Source organism: Methanocalculus sp. (genome assembly GCF_030651615.1).
GTDB lineage: Archaea > Halobacteriota > Methanomicrobia > Methanomicrobiales > Methanocorpusculaceae > Methanocalculus.
On sequence record NZ_JAUSCG010000018.1, the window covers coordinates 1 to 2,545 of the forward strand.

Below are 2,545 nucleotides of genomic sequence, written 5' to 3' on the forward strand. Positions count from 1 at the left end.
ATTGCAGTCTATATGAGATGGATGGAATAGTATCATCCAATCACAAGATCCGTATAGTGACCATCTAAGCCAGATACAAACAGAACCGCCCGACCTCCGAGGAGAGCGGGTTTTGGAAATTTGCTGATCCGGACATCTCCGTCTTTGACAGGTTGTCGATCCTGGGTCATGACCTGATCAATCCCTGAAGCTAGAAGTTCATCAACACTCCGGCACCCGGTCATCATTCGGGTACTCCCTCGCATAACAAATCTGCCATCGGAACCGGATGCCGCAAGACCAACACCTGCAAGTGCACCGATGATACCATCATTTGTCCCCCCAAGCCCTTCAAGAAGAATGTTATCCATTTTGGCATGATGGCGGGCAATATCCTGATTGACAACCGTCGTCTTTGCACTCATTCCAAATCGAAGCAGAGGAGCTGAGATCTGTTCTGCTGTTGCAATACAGATACCGGGATCACTCCCTTCGATGAAGTCAGCGATCATCATCTCCTTCGCAGAATCGATGATCACCTGGAGAGAACCATTCCCCTCTCCATAAATATGAATGACAGCAGCACTGTTATGTGATGTGTAAGGTATTGCATCATTGACATGAAGCTGATGCCGTGTCACACCGAGTATCTCAAACTCCGAAGAGAGTTCTTCTGCAATGAAACGGGCAAGCCGGCCTGTGCCACGTGATTCAGGAGTGTCTGTATCATCAATACCAAGATATATGGTCATTGTCTCTTCTCCGAATACATTAAGTACCGATAGTTCTATGTGCAGTGATACATGAAATAGATGATGTTGATTAAACAGATTTAATATGTTTAATGAACTTAATGCACAATCAGAATGAATATCCATCGGACCAACACCAGATGGAGACTGTGATGATACATAGTTATATATACAATAAAGATATATCAACTGATATACCAACTGAATATGAGGTGAAAGACGATGAAGATCTATGTACGTGAGCGCCAGAAGGTAGGTACCGGTGTGAAACAGCCCCGCTTCAGGGTCGTTGCAGTTGTCACTGATGCAGGTGATACAAAACAGGTGAAGGTTGAAGGAACACATTTCCGAAAGACCGAACTTGAGCAGATCGCAGCCGACACGGGTGCGGTTATCATCTACCTTGAAGAGATACCTGAAGAGAAGCATGGTAGAAAGAAGGAAGGGAATTAATCTGGTATCCAGACACTATCTACCATTTCAGAGGTTCAAAATCTTATGATATCAGATGATCATCATGAGATTCTGGAGGCGGCCATCAGAATCATCCTTGAAGATGGCCGCATATCAATGACTTTTTCCCGGAGGGAGATCTCAATCTCCCTCCCAACAACACGACGCCTTGCAGACTATCTGGGAATACCCCATTATTATGTCCTTCCACGATTTGCTGCAATGGAAAAGGATGGTCTTATCAGGAGAGCCGAACGTGTGGGGATATCTACCACTCAGACAGGAACAGAGGCGATCATTACTCTGATTGAAGGTCACTATCCTGATACATTGAGAACGATACTGCCAGAAGGGCTCCTTGAAGTCATCCAATCTGCTCTGGATCGGAGAGAGGAGAGCTGATCAGGTCATCGATCCCCCGATTTCTTTATCCTTTGAGATAACCTATCCTCAATTGAGGTTAAAAGAATCGTGGATTCCAGAGCGTCTCGTGAGAAGGGAGGAGATGATCGCATCCGGTTCTCCCTGCGCGAGCTATCAGGATCGGTTGGGGATTTCGGGACGATATTTCCGATCATCCTCGGTGTAGGGATTGCAACCGGGATGAATATCAGCTTCGCCTTCCTCGGAGTCGCCCTCTGGTTCATTATTTCTGGGTTCTATTACCGTCTCCCCATCCCGATTGAGCCAATGAAGGCAATAGGTGCTATTGCCATTGCAGAAGGTCTCACTGCAGGTGAGATCGCAGCTTCAGGGATCATAATCGGTCTTCTATTCCTGATCATCGGGTATGCAAAAGGAATGGAGAGGCTTCGAAAGATCATTCCGGAGAGTGTCATCCGGGGCATTCAGGTCGGCCTAGCCCTGATACTTCTTAAGACATCACTTGGCTATATCATCCTCGATCCGTTCTTCGCCGCACTGGCTGTTGGTATCATTATCATCTTCTTCTTCGCCTCAAACCACAAAAAGATCCCGGACCTCTCATCACTTCTGGTGATTGGAATAGGGCTTGCTGCCGGGATATATCTCACGGGGTTGCCGCCATTCCGAATGATCCCGCTGCCGGAACTGATCATCCCATTATCCGGAGACTGGCTCTTTGCAACAGTCCATCTGGTTATTCCTCAGATTCCACTGACACTTGGAAATGCGATCCTCGCCACTTCTTTACTCACTCTTGACCTCTTCAAGCGTGAGGTGGAGCCGGATCGACTCTCAAAGACGATCGGCATCATGAACATTCTCTCATGCCCATTCGGAGCATTTCCCATGTGCCATGGAGCAGGCGGGCTTGCCGCCCAGTACCGGTTCGGTGCAAGGACAGGAGGGGCAAATATCATCGCAGGGGTCCTTATCAT

4 protein-coding genes are annotated in these 2,545 nt (G+C 47.6%); 3 read left to right on the top strand and 1 reads right to left on the bottom strand.

What is annotated here, in order from left to right; all coding sequences use genetic code 11:
* Positions 1-32 precede the first annotated feature (32 nt).
* Entirely contained in the window at positions 33-731 is a 699-nt protein-coding gene (locus Q7V06_RS00640) for an ABC transporter substrate-binding protein (RefSeq protein ID WP_304836537.1), read from the bottom strand.
* Positions 732-953: 222 nt separating this feature from the next.
* Between Q7V06_RS00640 and Q7V06_RS00645 the strand changes: the two genes are divergently transcribed.
* From Q7V06_RS00645 to Q7V06_RS00655, 3 genes are all read left to right on the top strand, one after another.
* The gene (locus Q7V06_RS00645) at positions 954-1,184 is read left to right on the top strand and encodes a hypothetical protein (RefSeq protein ID WP_304836542.1); all 231 of its coding nucleotides are present in this window, start codon (positions 954-956) and stop codon (positions 1,182-1,184) included.
* 45 nt (positions 1,185-1,229) lie between these two features.
* Positions 1,230-1,586: a hypothetical protein gene (locus tag Q7V06_RS00650; RefSeq protein ID WP_304836546.1), complete on the top strand. Its 357-nt coding sequence runs from the start codon at positions 1,230-1,232 to the stop codon at positions 1,584-1,586.
* Between the two features lie 69 nt (positions 1,587-1,655).
* The coding region (locus Q7V06_RS00655; protein WP_304836550.1) for a putative sulfate/molybdate transporter at positions 1,656-2,545 on the top strand (890 nt) is incomplete at its 3' end.